Raw genomic sequence first — 17007 nt, 5'->3', positions numbered from 1 at the left:
GTACGCCGGCGAGCAAGATCGGGCAATTGGACGAAGGTTCGGGTGTCCGGTGATCGAACGGTTTCAGCGAATCAGGATTGACGGCCCCAACGAAAAAACCACCTGCGAACAGGTGGTTTTGATCAGAACGGCAAACGCGATCAGTCAGCGATCGGCATGCTGCTCCAGCATCGCGTAGGCCTCGCCAGTAAAACGGTAGCTTTTGTCGGGCTGAAACACGATGACGCCCTCCTCGCACAAACGCTTGAGCACTTCCCTGACGCTGATGAACTGAATGCCGCTGACAAACGCTTGCAGATACCCATGCACCCCGCGCCCGCCAACGGCGCGCCCTTCCCGTGCGGCAACCAGCAAGGCATCGATCACCTTGATCCGGATCAGGCTGGTGCGCAGCCCGTAATAATGCAGCAGCTCACGGATATGCTCATTGGTGCTGCGCTCGAAATCGAAGGCCCGCTGGCCTTTCGGGATCGGCAATGGCGTACCAGAGGAAGTCGATGCCGGGCTGGTTAACATTCGAATACTCCTTTTCCTTGAAGGCTCTGTGATCAACCGCTGTGCGTAGCTATATAGAAGAAGGCGCACTCGACTGTCCTGCCATCAAGTGCGCCCCCCGATCAGAAGTCGACAGTCGCCGACAACTGCAACGTGCGTGGATAACCCGGGGAGAACGCGCCGTAGGACGCCACACCCGACCAGTATTCACGATCAAACACGTTCTGCACCGTGGCGCGGAACGTCGTCGGCCGACCTTCGATCTTGGTGGCGTAGCGAGCGCCGGCGTCGACGCGGGTCCAGGAAGGCAGTTCCTGGGTGTTGGCCTGATTGACGTATTGGCTGTCGGTGTAGATCGCACCGCCGGTCAGTGTGAAACCTTCGACCCACGGTGTATCCCACTCGGCCCAGAGGTTGGCCTGGACATCCGGCACGCCGACCGGTTTGTTGCCACGGTTGGCGGCGGTGGCCGAATCCGTCAGTTCGCCATCGAGTACGGTCACGCCGCCCATCAGACGAGTACCCGGCGCCACTTCACCGAACATGCTCAACTCGACACCACGGTTGCGTTGTTCGGCTTGCACCGAGAACACGTTGCCGGCGCCGATTTCGCCGCTCGGCTTCTCGATCTGGAACAGCGCCAGAGTCGTCATGAACGTGCCGTGTTCGTACTTCACGCCGATTTCGTGCTGCTTGGATTTGTAAGGTGCGAAGGTTTCGCCGGAGTTCGCCGCCGTGCCCGGAGCGATGTCACCTTTGCTCAGGCCTTCGACGTAGTTGTAGTACAGCGAAACGTCGTCCCACGGTTTGACCACCACGCCCGCCAGCGGCGTCGTCGCGTTGTCGTCGTAACGCGAGCTGACCGAACCCGAGGCGTTGTAGTTGCGCGACTCGATGTCCTGACGGCGCACGCCGAGAGTCAACTGAATCCGGTCATCGAGGAAGCCCAGGGTGTCGGTCAACGCGATGCCGGACAGCTCCGATTCGGAAATGCGCAGCACTTTCGGCGAGTTGATGTACTGCTTGGGCACGTCCACCGGGTGGTAGATGTTCGAGCGGATCTCCGTGCCGTTGTTGATGCCCCGGGACAACTCGTCCTGATAACGGGTCGCCATGACCGTGGTCGTGTGGGTGACCGGGCCGGTGGCGAACAGCGCTCGCATCCCCACGTCCGCCGTCGAACGGTCGACGTTGAATTTGTAGTAGCCGGGGATGTTGCTGGTGTCGCCGGCGTCGTTGAGGATTCGCGGCACCTGGTCGGACATGCGCTTGACGTCAGAGCGACCGCCGCCGGCGTGGGCGAACACCGTCAGGTTATCGTTGAGGTCGTATTCGCCGCCGAGCAAGGCCGACTGCTCCTTGGTGTCCGACCAGCCCCAGTCCTGCGGCAGGTTGGTGCGACCATTCGGCGCCGATGGAACATCGACGCCCGGCGCGATGGTGAACGGGCGCGAGGCCGCATCGAAGCTCTCTTTCTGGCTGATGAAATCCAGGTTCAGGCGCAAGCGCTCGCCCTGGTAGTCGAGGGCGATGGCGCCGATGTTGAGATCCCTTTGCTGATCATCCACCGCGGTGTCGCCGCCCTGAAGGCTGCCGTTGAAACGCACGCCAAACTGGTTTTCGTCACCGAAACGCCGACTGATGTCCAGATGCCCGCCCACTTGCGAGTCCGAAGCGTAACTGCCGGTGAAGCGAGTCAGGTCTTCGGCCAGCGGGCGCTTGGGCACGATGTTGATCACGCCGCCGACGCCGCTGTTAGGCGAAATCCCGTACATCAGCGCGCCCGGCCCTTTGAGTACTTCGACGCGCTCGGCGTATTCGGTGAACACCCGATAGTTGGGCGCGACACCGTATACACCGTCATAGGCCAGCTCGCCGAGGTTGCCCTCGCCTATCGCAAATCCACGGATGAAAAACGAATCGACGATCCCGCCGGTCTGCCCGGTGGAGCGCACCGATGGGTCGCGTTCCAGCGCATCGGCCACGGTGACGGTTTGCAGATCGGCGAGGGTCTTGGCGGTGTAGCTGGTCACGCTGAACGGCGTGTCCATCACGTCCTTGTTGCCCATCATCCCGAGCCGCGCACCACGGGCGACCTGGCCTCCGGCGAGGACTTCCGGCAATGCGGTCGCGCCGTTGTAACGGGCGTTGACGTTGGTGGTATCCAGCGTCAGCCCTTCGGTGGCGACGGCGTCCTGTTGCTCGGGTTGCTTGGGGTCTGCTGCCCAGGCAGTGGCGCTTCCTGCGGCCAGAATGGAACTCAGCATCGCGGTGCGAATGGCCAGTGTGAGTGCGCGTTCACTGCAGGGTCGGCTTGCAACAGACATGACGTTTGGGTCCTTCTCGAGTGGCTGAAAATGGTAATGACTCCTATTTGCCAGTCGACAATCGAAAAAGTATCAGCGTGGCCGGATATTTTTTTTGAGCGGATCCCGGGAAGGGAAAACGCCGGAGGATGGGTTGGTCAAACCCACCCTCCTGCGCCGGTCAGTCATACAGGCATTGCAACGGGATGGAGACCACCGGCAGCGCGGGGTCGAACGCGTGCCGGGTGGTCTTGTACGGGAACAACTCGCCGCGCTCGATGGTGGTGAAAATCTGCGCCACTTCGAACGCTTGCCCGGTTTGCCAGTGGCGCACGCAAACCCTTGGGTCGGCGTAGTCGAGCTGGATGCACGGCACCCGTTTCAACCCCAGTGCCCGCGCCGCGTTGAACCGGTGATTGCCGTCCATCACGATGCCTCGTGAACGCTCGACGATGATCGGTTCGAGCCAGTGTCCGGCCTGGATGATCGCCTCGCGCAGGCGCTGCACGTTGAGCGGATCGACCTGCTCGGATTGCCGCACGTCGCACAGCGCACGCAGGGCAATCTGGTAACCATGTCCCATGATTCACCCCCGGTTTCAGCAGGCATCCGCGTTGGCGACCAGCGCGTACTGGCTGGCCATGTCCCGCAGGCGCTGGGCCTGTTCGATGAGCGGCAGATCGACCATTTCGCCGTCGACTTGCACCGCGTGACTGCCCCCCGCCACCGCGTTCAGGACCCGGTCCGCCCACGCCAGTTGGCGGGCGTTGGGCAGGAAGGCTTTCTGCACCGTGGCGATTTGCGAAGGATGGATACACAGCTTGGCGCCGAACCCCAGCGAACGGGCGTAACGCGAGTCGCGCTCGACCAGCGCCATGTCGCTGATGGCCGGAGTCACGCCATCGATCGGCGCCGGCAGACCGGCCACCCGTGAAGCGAGCACGATGCGATTGCGGGCGAACAGAAACGCCTCGGGAATCTGGCTGCAATCGATGTCCAGAGAGAAATCCAGCGAGCCGAATGCCAGCCGCGCCAACCCGGGAATCGCCGCAATCGCCTCGACCTGATGCAGGCCCTTGGCGGTCTCGATGATGGCGACGATTTGCAGCTCGGGGTTCCATTCCAGCAGGCGCTCGACCACGCGCGACAGGCTCTCCGGGCATTCGGCCTTGGGCAGGAAAATCCCCGCGCAGCGCTCGGGGTAGCGCATGTCGCCCAGCCATGTCATGTCCTGGCGAAACAGCGAGCTGCCGACGCTGTTCAGCCGGATGTAACGCTGGCAGGCGGTTTCGGGCGTGCTCTGCTGCCAGGCCCAGATCGATGCCCGGGCCACGGCTTTGCTGTTCGGATGAACGGCGTCTTCGAGGTCGAGAATGATCGCGTCCGGCCCGGCTTCGACCGCTTTGGAGAAACGCTCCGGCCGGTTGCCGGGAACGAACAGGTAGCTGATGGGAAGCGTGGCGTTGGTGCTGTGACGAATAGTCATCGGGACTCTCCTGAGCGTGCTTCAGTCGTGGGTTTTCAAAAAAAATTCGAACACCTGTTACAGGGGAAAAACCGGGTTGATTCCAGGCGTATTGAATCAACCGTCAACACCTTGAATAACAAGGTGTTAAGGGATTTTTTAATCAATACGCGAGCGCTTACTTGAGCAGGCGAACAAACGGTTTCGCACTCCCCTGCTGTGTGTGTTCATTCAAAAATATTTGAAAACCTTACTTGATAATCGTTCCTGTTCGCAATATTGTTCGAGCCGCTGACAGGGTCGAGACTCAAATCAAGACCTGCGATTTTGTTCACGGAAAGTTCGGCGCAATGATGTCATTTACATGTCAGGTAATGGCACTTTAAAAGCGACAAGGCCATATTTTATTGGCCTTCTCCTTGCCTGCCCGAGCCTTAAGGAGTGGGGTTCTCATGAAACAGATTTGTGAAAATTTTATGAAAGAACATGCCCCTTGTTTAATTCCAGAGCGGATCTTTCATCCGCCTCCACCTCTTTAAACACTCGCACCTGACGAGCAGCAAGAACACGCAACATACATATGGCGATTATTTACGCCAGAGGTTTCCTATGCCTGAATTAATTGCGCCGCAAATAACAGAAACAACTGAAGCCCAATACCCAAAAGTGCTGAAACCGTTACTTGATCCTGTTATCGAAAACTTTCTTCAACATTCACCGGGAACACTTGTTGAGCTGGTTAAACAACACGGATCGCCGCTGAATCTGGTGTGGCCACATGCCTTTGAGACCAACGCCCACGCGCTGCAATCGGTGCTGAAGAAGCACGACGTTGACTACGCGATTTTCTACGGCGCCAAAGCCAACAAGTCCCAATGCCTGCTGGCTGCGGCTGCGTCGTCAGGCATCGGCACTGACGTATCGAGCCTGTTTGAGCTGCAAGCCGCGCTGCGCGCCGGGACCAAAGCGGAACATTTGTGCGCAACCGGGCCGGCCAAAACGACCGCATTTCATCAAGCGCTGGTGCAAGGCGGTTCGCTGATTTGTGTGGATTCACGGGAAGAGTTCAGCCAGCTAAAAGCGCTGCTCGACACTACGCAGGGACCGGCCAAAGCCCGAGTCCTGCTGCGTTACAGGCCGACAAGTTGCCCGGCGAGCCGTTTCGGCATCGGCGCCGATGACGTGTTTCAGTGCCTGCAATGGCTGACGGAATCTCGTGAGTCGTTGCACTTCGAAGGTTTCCATTTCCACCTCGGCGGGTACGGCTACGAAACCCGGGTGCAGGCTTTCCGTGAAATGACCGGTTTTTTCGATGCAGCCAGGGAGATGGGGCTCGACCCGGTCATGATCGACATCGGTGGTGGCCTGCCGATGCGCTATGTCGACCCGCAGGAGTACGACAGTTTTTTGCAGAACGACAACAACCCTGGTCATTATCAGAATCGTCGAGTGCCCAACTCTTTTTATCCCTATGGCAGCAGTCTGACGGCTTGTCAGTGGCTGGACTTATTCCTGGAGTCGGAGCATTCCCCGGGAAAAACCATTGCCGGTTACTTGAAGAGCCAGAATATAAAACTGGCACTGGAGCCCGGTCGAAGTCTGGTGGATCAAGCAGCCATTACCGTCTTTCGCGTGACCCGCACCAAACAACTGGCCGGCAACAAAGTTGTGATCTTTGCCGAAGGTAGCAGTTTCAGCGCCTGCGAAACCTGGTTCTCGTCTGAATACCTTGTCGATCCAGTCCTGATCACTTCGAAAGAGTCAAGACAAGTTCCAATACAAGCTTACATCGCTGGGCATAGTTGCCTTGACGATGACGTGATCACTCATCGACTGATCAACTTCGAAACAACACCAAAAACCGGCGATTTATTGGTCTACGCCAACACCGCCGGTTATCAGATGGACTTGCTGGAAAACGAATTTCATCGCCACCCGTTGCCACGGCGACTGACGGCGACTTGTTGTACGGAAGGTAACTACGCATTCACACCTGACTATTAAGGGAAGACGTCCAGATGATACTGAATAAAGTTTCGGATCTTATTGGCAATACACCAATGTTGGGCATCGATGTTCCGGATACCAACGCCCGACTCTTGCTGAAGATAGAGAAGAACAATCCCGGCGGCAGTATTAAAGACCGTATGGCGCGCAACATGGTATTGGCGGCGCTCAAGTCCGGAAAGTTGAAACCCGGTGGCGTGGTCGTGGAATCGTCCTCCGGCAATACCGGCATCGGCCTGGCCATGGCAGCTGTCGAGTTCGACCTGCATTTCATTGCGGTGGTCGACCACCATGCGGCGCAGGACAAGATCGCGGTGATGAAGGCACTGGGCGCGGAAATCCGCTTCGTCGCCGGCACGTACCGGGAAGACGAAGTGGCTGTGGTCGAGCGTCAACGGCTGGCCGCCGAACTCGCCTCGCAGATCCCCGGCGCGGTGTTCATGAACCAGTCCGACAACGCGGCCAACGCCGGCGGCTACAGCGACTTCGTCCGTGAAACCATCGCCCAGGCGGGTGGCCACATCGGTGCCTATGTCGGTTGTGTCGGCACCGGCGGTTCGATGACCGGCATCGCTCGCGGCCTGAAACTGCACAACCCGGACATCGTCACCGTCGCCGTCGAACCGGCCGGCTCCATCGTCTTCGGTCATCCCGGTTATCCGTATTACCAGTCGGGAACCGGCACCCCGGCCGGCGACACCGTTGGCCTGGTGCTCGACTACAGCTGCATCGACCTGGGCTTGCAGGTAACCGACTCTCAGGCGTTCGAAACCGCCCGCTACATCGCACGCAACCTGGCGCTGCTGGTCGGCGGTTCGACCGGCGGTGCGATCTTCAAGGCGCTGGAGCTGATCCACAAAGGCACGCTGACCGGCAACGTTGTGGTGCCGATCGTCGACGGTGGCGAGAAGTACCTGCACACCGTATTCGACGACAAATGGCTGGAAGAACGCGACCTGCTGGACCCGGGTGTCGCACCGCAACTGGACCGCTGGCTGGGCAAGACCCGCTGGCTGGAATCCGACGCCACTCCCCTGCAATTGAGCGTCGCCTGACGCGTCTCCCACACAGGAAAGTCTCTGTATGAAACCGCTGAAAGTCGCCATCTGCGGCGCGGGCCGGACCGGGCATCTGAATGCCATTCTGTTTAAACAGCTGCCCAATGTTCAGGTTTCGATGCTCACCAACAACCAAGAGGTGGTCGACCGGTACCTCGCCAACCTGCCGATGCAGGCGCTGATGCCGGATGGCTCGACGCTGAGCGCGCGACCGGACCGGGTCAGCACCGATGCCAGCGTCGTGGTTGCCGACGCCGACATCGTGATCATCACGGTGCCGGCCCATGCCCGACCGCAAACCCTGCAAGACATCGTTCCGCATTTGAGTACGAGCAAACCGGTGTACGTCGGCGCGATCCCTGGTTTCTGCGGTTTCGACTGGCTGGCGGAAGCCTCACTGGGCGAACGCTCGAACGTGGTGATCTGGGGCATGAAGGATGTGCCGCACACCGCGTTCGATCTGAAGCCGGGCGTGTCGGTCAAGATGGGTGGCGGCAAGAGCCAGTTGTATGTCGCGTTGCACGACCGGGAATCAGCGCAATCACGGCAACACCTGGAACAAATCCTCACCACGCTGTACGGCCCCTGCGTGACGATGCTCGACCATTACCTGGAAATCACCCTGACACCGGGCAACCCGATCATGCACAGCTCGGTGATCTACGGCTTGATCGGTCCCTACGGCCAGTGGCATCGCAAGATCTTCCCGCAGCGCATGTGCTGGTGGACCGAATGCCCCGAGCTGGGCGCCTATTTTCTGGAGCGCATGGATCAGGAAAGTCAGGAACTGTGCAGCGTGATCAGCCAACGCATGGGCATCGACCTGTCGTCGGTCAAATCCCTCAAGCAGGAAATCGTCGAGGCCTACGGCGAGCAGATCCGCGATCAGAGCAGCATGCTGTCGATCCTGCGCACCAACCAGGCCTACAACGACATCCTCGCCCCGATGATTCCGGCCGACGACAACCGCGCTGGCTACGTGATCGAACGCGAAAGCCGCGCCTTCAACGAAGACGTTGCCTACGGCCTGGTGCTGCTGGTGGAAATGGCCCGGCGCTTCGAACTGAAAGTCCCCTACATCGAAGAAGTCCTGCAATGGAGCGTTTCCTATATGCAGGGCCTGCGCGACTCGGCGCTCGACTACTTCCCCCGCCATTGGCCGCGCACGGCGTGAGCGGGTTCAACTTTTCATTAATTTCTCGACGAGCAGATAGCTGATATGGATGACTTCAAGACACTCATCACCTACTCCCGCAAGAATGCCCTGCGACGGATGATCCGTTGCCTGTTTGCCGAAAACATTCTGGATCGCTCGGGCCTGCGCTTCTCCGCCGCCGGCAACGAGGCCACGTACGCGCTGAAAGACGGCCGTTCCCACGTGTTCTTTTCCAACATTGCCAAAGGCCCGGCGGACACCGTGGTCAATGACGGCGACGTGATCCTGATAACCGATGAAGGCGTACGGCAGGTGATCCACACCCATCAGGACCTGCTGGATGTGCTGCGCGACAGCTTCGATTTCGAACCGACCGATGAAGGCATCGCCGGGCTCAAGTCGGACATGGAAAACAGCCTGATGAACGACGCCCACGCCCGTCAGCATCGCCAGCAATGGAACGCACGCCTGGCCGCAGCCGCCCGGGAACAGGGCCTCGACAGCCTGACTGATTACCTGCGTCAGCACGCCAGCACCAAGGACGCCGCGATCCTTCTCGACCAGTGGGGCTCGCTGGAAGGTCACCCTTACTATCCGACGTGGAAAGCCCGCCCGGGCCTCAGCGATGAGGAAGTCGAGCAACTGTCGCCGGAGTTCAACGCCCAGGTGCCATTGCGCATCGCTGCGCTGCGGGCCGATATGGCGAAAAGCGAAAGCATGCCCCACGTCACCGATTACCGCAGCTGGTTTGCCGGCAACTTCCCGACGCAATGGGAGCAATGGAAAGCGTCGCTTAACGAAAAAGGTCTCGACGAATCCCAGTGGTTGCCGCTGCCGATTCACGCGTGGCATTTGCAGGCTTACGTGCTGAAAAACTTCGCGGCAGAAATCGCAGAAGGCACCCTGATCACCGACGGCCCGGACATCCAGACCCTGCCGACCATGTCGTACCGCACGATGATGCCGGTGCTCAAGGAGAGCGCGCCGCTGATCAAGTTACCGATTGCCGTGTGGATGACCAGCGAGCTGCGCAGCCTGCAGGCCAAGTCGATTCATATGGGGCCGCGCATCAGCACCGTCATCACCAAAATCCTCGAGGTCGAAAACGGTTTCGGGCAGCGCCTGGAAATCTTCCCGGAAGAGATCGGTGTGCGTTACAAGAACGCGATCACTCAAGACGATCACCCCGGCCGGCATCTGTCGGTGGTGTTCCGCGCCAGCCAGCAAGCGTTCGAGCGTACCGATGAATGCCTGCCAATCACCGTGGCATCGCTGTTCACCCGCTTGCCGGGCAGTGGCCGACCGCTGTTCACTGAGCTGATCGAGCGCGATGGCGTTCGGGCCAATGCCGCGCAGGTGGAAGACTGGTTCCGTCAGTACGCCAAAGTGGTCACCCACCCGGTGGTGGCGATCTACCTGATGTACGGGATCGGGCTCGAGGCGCACCAGCAGAACACGATGGTGCTGTTTTCCCCGGATGGCAAAGCACGTAGTCTGCTGATCCGCGATTTCGGTGACGGCAGGACCTACGCTCCATTGCTGGAGGGACGCGGCTACACCCTGCAACCGCACGTGCAACCGGGCATTCTGCCAACGGTGTTCGAGGGCGATATCGAGCCGGTGCGCATGTTCGTGCTCGACGCGGCGTTCCTCACGCACCTGCATGAAATGGCCCTGTGGCTGACCAAGGAGTACGCGCTGGACAACAACCGGATGTGGGACATTCTCCGTGAAGAGACCGAGCAGGCGTTCGCGGCGGTACGCGAGCGTGTCGCACCGGATCTGTGGGAAGTCGAACGCAAGGCCTTCCTCAATGATCCGTGGCCGACCCGTTCGTTGCTGCGCATGCACATGATGCAGTACTCCAATTACCGGATTCAGCACACGCTGACCAACCCGCTCAATGTCGTTCAATAACCGAGGCTGACCCATGACCCAAGCAGGTGCCATCGCGGGTTCGCGCGTAAGAGTCCTGATTTATCTTCTGTTCGCGATCCAGCTCATTTCGATGGGCGCGATGGAAATGAGCGGGCCGTTCTGGCCCGTCCACCTGCGCGGGCTGACCTCGTCAGACTCGCTATTCAGCTTCGCCAGCATCGCTGTGTACGTCGGGCCGATGCTGGGCATTATTCTGACCAGTGCATTCTGGGGCCGTATCGGCGATCGCTACGGCCACAAGTTGATGATGATCCGCGCCCTCGCCGGCCTGTCATTGACCCAGCTTGGGCTGGCCCTGTGCAGTGACATCTGGGTGATCCTGATCCTGCGCTTCCTGCAAGGCGCCTTCGCCGGCTACATCGCCCCGGCCCAGGCCTATGGCGTGAGTATCGAGGCCCCTTCACGCAGGGCGCGACTGTTCGCGATCCTGCAGATTTCCACCAACGTCGGCTCGCTGCTCGGCGCGGTGGTTGGCGGGTTGATCCTCGATTACGCGACGTTCTTCTGGATCAACATGATCGCTGCGGTGCTGTGCGCCATCTGCACCGTGGTCGCCGCCGTGACATTGCCGGACGTGCCGCCGGTGAAGAAAGCACCGGTTGCCGATAAAGAAGCTCCGGTCAGCCACAACACCAGCGTCTGGCAAGGCACGCCCCTGCTGTCGCTGCTGGGTGTCATGGGCATTTTGCTGCTGGCGCGGATGCTGCCGCAGACATCGTTCTCGCTGTACGTCAGCTCGGTGTTCGAGGTCAGCAACTCGGTGGTCGGGCTGTGCTATGGCTTGCTGGCGCTGGGTTTCATTCTGTCGGCAACCGCGTGGTCGCGATACTTCGAGCACCGTAGCCAGCAGGACACCTTGCAACGCATCACTTATGTCGTGATCGGCTGCATCGCGCTGACGGCACTCGCCGGCGTCACCCGCAATCCGATCGTATTCGTCGGTACCTACTTCATCTGGGGCGTATTGCTCGGTGCCACGACGCCTGTATTGATGGCGCTGATCTCCAAAACCGCCGACAGCTCGCGCCAGGGCTACGTGCTGGGCATTGCCCAAAGCACCGCACAGTTCGCGTCCATTGCCGGAATCTCGGCCGGTGGTCTGCTCAGCCAGGTCTATGGTTTGCAGTACACCTACCTGTTCGTATGCCTCGCCTACATCCTCGCGCTGATTCCCATCGTTGTGTTGCGCTACCGGCCCATGGTCATGCAACCGAGCCAGATCCCGCCGGGTGACTGATCAAGGAGTTTGCTTTGAACATTGAACAACTGCGCGCCGACACTCCGGGTGTCGAGCAACTCATTCACTTCAACAATGCCGGCGCGGCGCTGATACCCGATCCGGTGATCGAAGTGATGACTCGTCACCTGCAACTTGAGGCGCGGATCGGTGGTTATGAAGCCGCCGGGCAACAGGCCAGGGAAGTGGAGGACGTCTACGACGCCATCGGCCAACTGATCAACGCGCGGCCCGAAGAGATCGCGGTGATCGAAAACGCGACCCGCGCCTGGGATATGGCCTTCTATTCATTGCCGCTGCGGCCCGGCGATGTGGTGCTGACGTCGACCACCGAATACGCCGGCAACTACATTCCCTATCTGCAACTCAAGCAACAGCGCGGCATCGAGATCAGGGTCATTCCCAACGATGAACAGGGCCAGGTGTCATTGCCGGCGCTGCGGGACATGCTCGGCGACGATCGGGTTGCCCTGGTGTCGCTGCCGGTGATCGCCACCAACGGCGGCCCGGTGCAGCCCATCGAACAGATCGGCGCCCTCGCCCGCGCGGCCGGGGTTCTGTTTCTACTGGATGCCTGTCAGGGCGTCGGGCAGATGCCGATCGATGTGCAGAAAATCGGCTGTCATATGCTGGCGGCCACCAGCCGCAAATACCTGCGCGGCCCTCGGGGCATGGGGTTTCTCTACGTCGAAAAGACTTTGTGCGAAAACCTTGAGCCAGCGTTTCTCGACCTGCATGCGGCTTCATTACTGACCCCGGACACCTTCAAAATTCGCGGAGATGCCCGGCGTTTCGAAAACTGGGAATGCAACGTCGCGGCGAAACTGGGCATGGGCGCGGCGGCCCGTTATGCGCTGGCGCAAGGCATCGAGCCGATGTGGCAGCGCATTCAACGATTGTCGGCACACCTGCGCAGCCGTTTGGCTGATATTCCGGGGATTACATCGCAGGATCGGGGCGCGGTCAGGTCTGGCATCGTTACCTTCACCTGCCAGGACGCCGGCGCGGCGCAAGTCCAGGTATGGCTGGCGAAGCAGGAAAAACGCATCAACGTCACGACATCGACCTTCCGCTCGACCATGCTCGACATGCAGCAACGGAACCTGCTGGAAGTCAGCCGCGCATCGCTGCACGCCTACAACACCGAGGCCGAAATCGACGCCATGGTAAACGCGTTGTTGAGAATGCCCCGCGCCTGAAAACGGATGCTGATTCGCGCTTGCGTCGCGGGCTCTTTGTACACTAGCATTGGGAATACTTCTCAATTGCAAAACACTGCAGCCATGAGCGAAACCCTTCCCGCGAACAACGACAACCATCTGCGCGTGATCGAAGCGCTGTACAGCGGCCATCACGGCTGGCTGTACGCCACGCTGAAGAAAAAACTGGGTAACGCCATGGATGCGGCGGATCTGGCGCAGGATACCTTCACCCGGATCCTCGCCTCCCAGGTCACGACCATCGAGCAACCGCGGGCGTACCTCAGTTGCGTGGCGAAGGGCATCCTCATCAACTGGTACCAGCGCAAGGCACTGGAACGCGCCTACCTCGACGCCCTCGCGCATTTGCCGGCGCCGGAAGTGCCCTCCCCCGAGTTGCGCTTCGTGGTGCTGGAAACCCTGCACGAAATCGACGCGATGCTCGACACCCTGCCGCCGCTGGTCAAACGCGCATTCCTGCTGTCGCAGATCGGCGGTTTGAAATACGCCGACATTGCCGAGCAGCTGGACGTCTCGCTGATCACCGTCAAGCGCTACATGAAACAGGCTTTCGTGCAGTGCCTGATGCTGGTGGAATGAATGCTCACGCGCCGCAGTGAACCGCCGCTCGATCCGAAAATCCTCGAAGAAGCCGCCGAGTGGCTGATGCGCCTGAGTGAAAACGACCTCAGCGAAACCGAGCGTGCAGAGTGGGAATACTGGAAAGTCAGCAGCCCCGAGCGCAACCGCGCGTGGGCCCGCGCACAGTTGCTGCAAAGCAAGTTCGGCGGCCTGCCGCCGTCGCTGGCGATGTCGGCACTGGACCGCCCGAGCAACCCTGAACGCCGCGCAGCATTGGGCAAACTGGCCTTGCTGCTGGCAGCGGTACCCGCCGGTTGGGGCAGCTGGAAACTCGCGCAGTCGCAGCAATGGTCCGCCGATTACCACACCGCCGTCGGTCAGCGCCGCGAACTGACCCTGGCCGACGGCTCGCAAATCACCCTGAACACCGACACGGCCATCGACATCCTGTTCGACACCCGGCAGCGGCTGATCCATTTACGCGAAGGCGAAATCCTGGTGCAGACCGCGCCGGACAACGCCGCGCAGCCTCGACCTTTTCTGGTCAGCACCCGTCAGGGCCGGATGCAGGCGCTGGGTACGCGTTTCACTGTTCGTGAATGGCAGCCGCGCACCCAACTCGCCGTGCTTGAAGGCGCCGTTCAGGTCGAGTTGGCCGACAGTCCCCAGAGCCCGCCGATCATCGTCAACGCCGGACAACGTACCGATTTTTCATCACAAGCCTTTGGCGCAATGAATCCGACCGACCGCAACGTCGGCGCCTGGACCCAAGGCATGTTGATGGCCGACAAGATGCGGCTGGCAGATTTCGTCGTCGAACTGGCGCGCTACCGCCGGGGCTTTGTGCGCTGCGACCCGGCCATTGCCGATCTGCGCATTTCCGGGGCCTTTCCCATCAGCGACACCCAACGTTCGCTGAACATGCTGGCGCAGACCTATCCCGTGCTCGTCTCCGGGCACTTGAGCGGTTACTGGGTGACGCTCTCACCCGCCTGAGCAAAAAAATCACCACACGGGTGATACTTTTTTTGATCTCGGCTGGCAATGAAAGGAACAACCATTCCACCTCGTCCATAGGGTCACCCCTTCATGCTCGTTGCACGACCCTTGTTTGCGGATCGTCTGCTAAAGCCCGTTATGCGCAGTGTGCTGCTCAGCGTTGTACTGGGCCTGGGCAGCAGCGCGCTCGCCGAGGCAGCCGGGCCGACGCAACTGGACGCGGTCACTGTTCGAGCCTACAACATCGCGCCCGGCCCGCTGGGCGTGACCCTGTCGAGCTTCGCCGTGGACGCCGGGATTGCGCTGTCGTTTCAACCGTCGATCACCGAAGGCCTCGTCAGCCCGGGATTGTCCGGCAGTTACTCGGTGCAGGAAGCGGTGTCCCGACTGCTCGAAGGCAGTGGTCTGGAAATGGTCGCCCGCAGTGACGGAACGTGGACGCTGGTGGTGCGCCGGGTCACGTTGTCGGACACCACGGTCGAAGGCATCGACAAGCGCGCCGACAGCTTGCCGCCGGTGCTGGCGGGCGGTCAGGTCGCGCGTGGCGGACGCCTCGGCATTCTGGGCAACCGCGATGCGATGGACGCGCCGTTCAGTGTCAGCAGCTACACCTCGACGCTGATCAAGGACCAGCAGGCTGTCACGGTCGGGGATTTGCTGGAGCGTGATTCTTCGGTGCGCTCCACGGGGCAGACGGGCGGGATTGTCGACTCGTTCTTCATTCGCGGCTTTCCCGTCGGTGAAGGCAATCTCGGCGAACTGGCCTTCGACGGCGTGTACGGCGTGGCTTCCAACTACCGGGTGTTCACCGAATACGCTGAACGGATCGAACTGGTCAAAGGCCCCGGCGCCCTGCTCTACGGCATGTCACCCAACAGCGGCGTTGGCGGCGTGATCAACGTGGTGCCCAAGCGTTCGCTGGACGAAGACCTGACCCGCTTCACCACCAGTTACGCCTTAAATACTCAGCTCGGCGGTCACCTCGATGTCAGCCGGCGTTTCGGCGAAGAACGCCGCTTTGGCGTGCGGGTCAATGGCAGCGTCCAGCAAGGCGATACCGCCATCGACAAGCAATCCCGAGAGGTCGGCATCGGCGCAATTGCCCTCGACTATCAGGGCGAACGCCTGCGCACCACCCTGGACCTGATCAATCAGAAAGAGAGCTTCGACGCCGCATCCCGCCCCTTTCTGATCGCCTCCGGCGTGGAGATTCCATCCGCAGCCAACGGCCGCACCAGCGTCAGCCAGGAATGGGGCTGGTCGGAAACCCGCGACAAATCGGCGTTGCTCGGCGGCGAGTACGACCTCAACGACAACCTGACCGTGTTCGCCCACGCGGGTGGCGGAAAGTCGGATGTCGCGCGCATGTCCGACCAGACCCCGACCATCATCAACGAAGCGGGCGACACCTCGTCGATCCCCGGTTATTACAAATTCGAAGTCCAGCGCTACACCGTCGATGCCGGTGCGCGCCTGCGTTTCGACACCGGCCCGATCAGCCACAGCACCGCGCTGCAAGTCACCCGTTACCGCGATCATTTGTCTCGGGGAATTATTTCCGGCCCGGCGATCCTGTCGAACATCTACCACCCGGTCGACCGCCCGAAACCCGCGATCGCCAAACCGGATACACCAAAGGTCTCCGAAAGCGAACTGTCGGGCGTGGCCCTTGCCGACACCCTGTCGGTGCTCGACGAACGCCTGCAAGTCACACTCGGCGTGCGTCAGCAGAACATCACGTCGGATAACTACAACGCGGCCGGCTACCTCACCACCCACTACGACAAAAGCAAATCCACGCCGCTGTTCGGGGTCGTCGTCAAACCCTGGGATCATGTCTCGTTCTACTACAACTACGTCGAAGGCCTGAGCAAGGGTGACATCGCGCCGTCCGCCGCTTCCAACGCAGGCGAGATTTTTTCCCCTTACGTGTCCCGCCAGCAGGAAGTCGGGGTCAAGCTCGACTACGGCCGTTTCATGTCCACCATCGCCCTGTTTCAGCTTGAAAAGCCCAGCGGTGAACTCGCATCCGGGGTGTTCGCGGTCAATGGCGAACAACGCAACCGTGGCGTCGAACTGAACATGGCCGGCGAGATTGCACCGGGCACGCGCCTGATCGGTGGCGTGACGCTGCTCGACGGCGAACTGACCCGCACCGGTGTCGCCGCCAACCGTGGCAACAAACCAGTCGGGGTTCCCGAGGTGCAAGCCAACCTCTGGGCCGAATGGGACGTCCCGCAGGTCGAAGGCCTGACGCTGACCAGTGGCGCGATCTACACCGGCAGCCAGTACGTCAATCAGGCCAACACCCAACAACTGGACGCCTGGACCCGCTTCGATGTCGGCGCCCGCTACGCCACGCGCATTGCCGAACGCCCGACCACTTTCCGCGCCACCGTGCAGAACGTGTTCGACCGTGAATACTGGTCGGGCGTCGCCTCCTACGGCGCGTTCTCCCAGGGCGCGCCTCGTACCTTGTTGCTCTCGGCCACTGTCGATTTCTGAAACGTCCGGCCCGGTGCGGCGCCTGGCGTCGTGGTCCGATCCGGCTTTTGCAAAGGCATA

At 60.7% G+C, this 17007-nt stretch carries 13 protein-coding genes; 9 read left to right on the top strand and 4 right to left on the bottom strand.

Annotation, left to right across the window (positions count from 1 at the left end; all coding sequences use genetic code 11):
• Window positions 1-144 precede the first annotated feature (144 nt).
• From AC1Q9F_RS00500 to AC1Q9F_RS00485, 4 genes are all read right to left on the bottom strand, one after another.
• Window positions 145-516, bottom strand: a complete 372-nt coding sequence (locus AC1Q9F_RS00500) for a fe2+ zn2+ uptake regulation protein (RefSeq protein WP_127797827.1) — start codon at window positions 514-516, stop codon at window positions 145-147.
• A gap of 101 nt (window positions 517-617) precedes the next feature.
• Window positions 618-2822: a TonB-dependent receptor gene (locus AC1Q9F_RS00495; RefSeq protein WP_492619353.1), complete on the bottom strand. Its 2205-nt coding sequence runs from the start codon at window positions 2820-2822 to the stop codon at window positions 618-620.
• 160 nt (window positions 2823-2982) lie between these two features.
• A complete protein-coding gene (locus AC1Q9F_RS00490) occupies window positions 2983-3384 on the bottom strand; it encodes a ParB N-terminal domain-containing protein (protein WP_127797825.1) in 402 nt (133 codons plus the stop codon).
• A gap of 15 nt (window positions 3385-3399) precedes the next feature.
• Window positions 3400-4287: an HpcH/HpaI aldolase/citrate lyase family protein gene (locus AC1Q9F_RS00485; RefSeq protein ID WP_492619354.1), complete on the bottom strand. Its 888-nt coding sequence runs from the start codon at window positions 4285-4287 to the stop codon at window positions 3400-3402.
• 588 nt (window positions 4288-4875) lie between these two features.
• Between AC1Q9F_RS00485 and AC1Q9F_RS00480 the strand changes: the two genes are divergently transcribed.
• From AC1Q9F_RS00480 to AC1Q9F_RS00440, 9 genes are all read left to right on the top strand, one after another.
• Complete coding sequence (locus tag AC1Q9F_RS00480) at window positions 4876-6270, top strand: Y4yA family PLP-dependent enzyme (protein ID WP_492619355.1); 1395 nt, start codon at window positions 4876-4878, stop codon at window positions 6268-6270.
• A gap of 14 nt (window positions 6271-6284) precedes the next feature.
• The gene (locus AC1Q9F_RS00475) at window positions 6285-7328 is read left to right on the top strand and encodes a PLP-dependent cysteine synthase family protein (protein ID WP_492619356.1); all 1044 of its coding nucleotides are present in this window, start codon (window positions 6285-6287) and stop codon (window positions 7326-7328) included.
• 28 nt (window positions 7329-7356) lie between these two features.
• Window positions 7357-8505: an NAD/NADP octopine/nopaline dehydrogenase family protein gene (locus tag AC1Q9F_RS00470; RefSeq protein ID WP_492619357.1), complete on the top strand. Its 1149-nt coding sequence runs from the start codon at window positions 7357-7359 to the stop codon at window positions 8503-8505.
• A 45-nt stretch (window positions 8506-8550) separates the two neighbouring features.
• Entirely contained in the window at window positions 8551-10404 is a 1854-nt protein-coding gene (locus AC1Q9F_RS00465; protein WP_492619358.1) for an IucA/IucC family protein, read from the top strand.
• A 13-nt stretch (window positions 10405-10417) separates the two neighbouring features.
• A complete protein-coding gene (locus AC1Q9F_RS00460) occupies window positions 10418-11662 on the top strand; it encodes an MFS transporter (RefSeq protein WP_492619359.1) in 1245 nt (414 codons plus the stop codon).
• A 14-nt stretch (window positions 11663-11676) separates the two neighbouring features.
• The gene (locus AC1Q9F_RS00455; RefSeq protein WP_492619360.1) at window positions 11677-12861 is read left to right on the top strand and encodes an aminotransferase class V-fold PLP-dependent enzyme; all 1185 of its coding nucleotides are present in this window, start codon (window positions 11677-11679) and stop codon (window positions 12859-12861) included.
• Window positions 12862-12945: 84 nt separating this feature from the next.
• On the top strand, window positions 12946-13461 hold the full coding sequence (locus AC1Q9F_RS00450) for a sigma-70 family RNA polymerase sigma factor (protein WP_039771138.1): 516 nt from the start codon (window positions 12946-12948) through the stop codon (window positions 13459-13461).
• Window positions 13462-14439 (top strand): FecR domain-containing protein, encoded by a 978-nt coding sequence (locus tag AC1Q9F_RS00445; RefSeq protein ID WP_492619361.1) that lies wholly within the window; start codon window positions 13462-13464, stop codon window positions 14437-14439.
• A 93-nt stretch (window positions 14440-14532) separates the two neighbouring features.
• Entirely contained in the window at window positions 14533-16947 is a 2415-nt protein-coding gene (locus AC1Q9F_RS00440; RefSeq protein ID WP_492619362.1) for a TonB-dependent siderophore receptor, read from the top strand.
• Window positions 16948-17007 lie beyond the last annotated feature (60 nt).

It is taken from the genome of Pseudomonas sp. GW823-FHT04A03, from assembly GCF_058796615.1.
The sequence above is the reverse complement of the archived record's forward strand: the minus strand, read 5'-3'. Positions and strand labels throughout refer to the sequence as shown.